The organism is Streptococcus parasanguinis (assembly GCF_001069785.1).
Lineage (GTDB): Bacteria > Bacillota > Bacilli > Lactobacillales > Streptococcaceae > Streptococcus > Streptococcus parasanguinis_T.
Genome location: NZ_JVSR01000064.1, coordinates 1 through 2699 on the forward strand (window position 1 = coordinate 1; position 2699 = coordinate 2699).

The following is a 2699-nucleotide window of genomic DNA, read 5'->3' on the forward strand; positions in this document are numbered from 1 at the left end:
CTGCGTCTTGCTCGACAATCCAAAAATAATTGAGAGGCTAGGACTTTTGTTCCAGCCTCTTTTTATCGTGCTTTGGAATTTTCATGTGTTGTGGAATAATATTTTTATTTTAAATTTTGTAACAGAAATGATAAATACTAATTAAAGAGGACTTGCGTAGATGCTTGGGAATCCGGTGTTTGCGGGGTTTTCGGGCGGAGGAATATTTGCCAACAAATTGCAATACAAATTAACTGATTTTGTAATAATTCTAGTGTATACTAGTAAGAGTAGATCACAGGTCTACATTGTTGCAAGGGGAGAACTTCCCACATACATGTCTATTGACAATAAAACTTGATCGTAATATCGCTGTTAGTAAAATGAGAGTTTGAACATAGCATAGATTTTATCGACCTTTTTCATATTAAAAAATATTTTTCAAATTCCCCTTGCGCAAGCTCTTCCGGATTCCTCCGGGAGAGTTTTTTCTTGTTAAGGAGAAAAAGATAGAATGCCTTTTGAGTCTACTTTGAAAGAATGGCTCAGCAGCTATTATTTATGGTAAAATAGAACATATTCGTCGAGGGGAAGGAGTGAAGACTTTGTTGAAGATTTTTGTGTTAGAAGATGAGTGGATCCAGCAATCACGAATCGAATCGGTCTTGCAGGAACTGATTGCTCAGAAATCCTTGCAATGCAAAGCACCAGAAGTGTTTGGGAAGTCAAGCCAGTTGCTAGATGCTATCACAGAGAGAGGCGCTCATCACCTATTCTTCTTAGATATCGAGATTAAAGGTGAGGAGAAAAAGGGTCTAGAGATCGCAAAAGAGATTCGCAAGAAAGACCCCCATGCGACCATTGTCTTTGTCACCACTCACTCTGAATTCATGCCCATTACCTTTCAGTACAAAGTAGCCGCCTTGGATTTTATTGATAAAACGCTGGGTGAGGAAGAGTTCAGAAAAAGAATCGACTCGGCCATTGACTATACCTTGGAGCAAGCTGGGACCACGATTGCGCAAGATGCTTTTACATTTGAGAGTGCGATGGCGCGTGTACAAGTTCCCTTTAATAAGATTTTGTATGTTGAAACGTCTCCAACTATTCACAAGGTCATTTTACATACCCAGGATGAGCGCTTGGAATTTTACGCTAGTATTGCCGATATCGAAAAAGCAGATCCTCGCTTGTATCGGTGCCACCGCTCCTTTGTGGTGAATCCACAAAATATTACGAAGATTGATAAAGAAGACAAGAAAGCTTTTTTTGAAAATGGGGACAATTGCTTGATCTCACGGACCAAGTACAGAGGCTTACTGGAAGCTTTGAAAAAATAGAAGGGAGAAAGAATTGCTGTTAGATTTTCTCATATATTACTTAAAGTTCTTCGTCAGCATGCTGATCTATCGTCATATCAGTAGACAAGAGTTCGCTTGGCGCTGGCTCTTTTTGTGCCCTTTCTTCTTTGCAGTCGTCTTTACCCTTGTGCCACCGGTAGGCTTTTTTGGCTATTTCTTAGTATTTATTGCCTATAGTTTCTATCGAAATCGTAACATACGACACCTTTTGAACATTTTTTATGGGCTCTACCCGGTTGTCATGGAGAGTCTCATTGGGCGTCTCTTAGCCTTTTATGTCTTTCCAATGCTAGGGATTGTACTTGTTCATGAGGCATCTGTCAGCTGGTATGATGCTCTACTTGAATTGCTGGTCTTTCCTGTCTATTTAGGGCTCACTAAATTGTTAAAACTAGATTTTACAGATTTAAAAGTAGGGTTTCAACGGCAGTATTTTAATCGTTTCTTACTTCCAATGGATCTTTCTATGTTTGTGTATTTAGTCAGTGTTGTAGGTCTGGTGGTTTTTGAGGATGCTATTCCGCATGCAGATGCTTTACGGGAACATTTAAATAGTATTTATTTGATCTTATTTTTTATGATGCTCTTGTATTTCAATGCAGTGTCCAAAGAACGATTGAAACAAGAGATTCTAGAGCAAAAAGATAGGCAACTGCAGGAGTTAGCCACCTATAGCCAACACGTCGAAATGCTCTATGGGGAGATTCGTGCCTTTCGTCATGATTACCTGAATATTTTAACCAGTCTCAAGTTAAGTATTGAGCATGAAGATCTCAAGGGGATCAGGGAAGTCTATGAGAACGTTCTTCGAGAGAGTGGCCAACAATTTTACGATAGTAAGTTTGATATTGCCAAACTCAGTCACATTGAAAATCCAGCTGTAAAAAGTGTTCTGTCCGCAAAATTATTGGAGGCTCAAAATAAAGGGATTGGGATCTCTGTCGAGATCGATGAACCTGTTCGAGATTTATTCATCGAGGTTTTAGATTTCATCACCTTCTTATCCATCCTTTGTGACAATGCTATCGAAGCGAGTCTTGAATCAGAGGACCCCCAGCTGACTCTTGCCATGCTTCAGGAGACGAACTCCCTTATTTTAATAGTTGAAAATAGTACAAAAGCTGAAAAAATAGATCTGGCGAGAATTTTTGAAAAGGACTACTCGACTAAAGGAGAGGGCCGCGGTCTTGGCTTGTACAAGATCCAACAATTACTGGAAAAGTATCCCAAAACGACAGTGTCTACCAAGAGTTCAAACTACCGATTTACTCAGAGCCTGACCTTTTGGAAGGAATAATAGAAGAGAGAGTGGGACAGAAATCGGTCATTCGTTAGAATTCGATTTCGTCGTCCCACCTC

The 2699-nt window shown here is 39.8% G+C and carries 2 protein-coding genes; both read left to right on the forward strand.

The features are described 5' to 3' along the window. Window positions 1-584: 584 nt before the first annotated feature. Window positions 585-1319, forward strand: a complete 735-nt coding sequence (locus tag ADG03_RS05195; protein WP_049472599.1) for a response regulator transcription factor — start codon at window positions 585-587, stop codon at window positions 1317-1319. Between the two features lie 13 nt (window positions 1320-1332). Beyond that, entirely contained in the window at window positions 1333-2637 is a 1305-nt protein-coding gene (locus ADG03_RS05200; RefSeq protein ID WP_152902922.1) for a sensor histidine kinase, read from the forward strand. Window positions 2638-2699 lie beyond the last annotated feature (62 nt).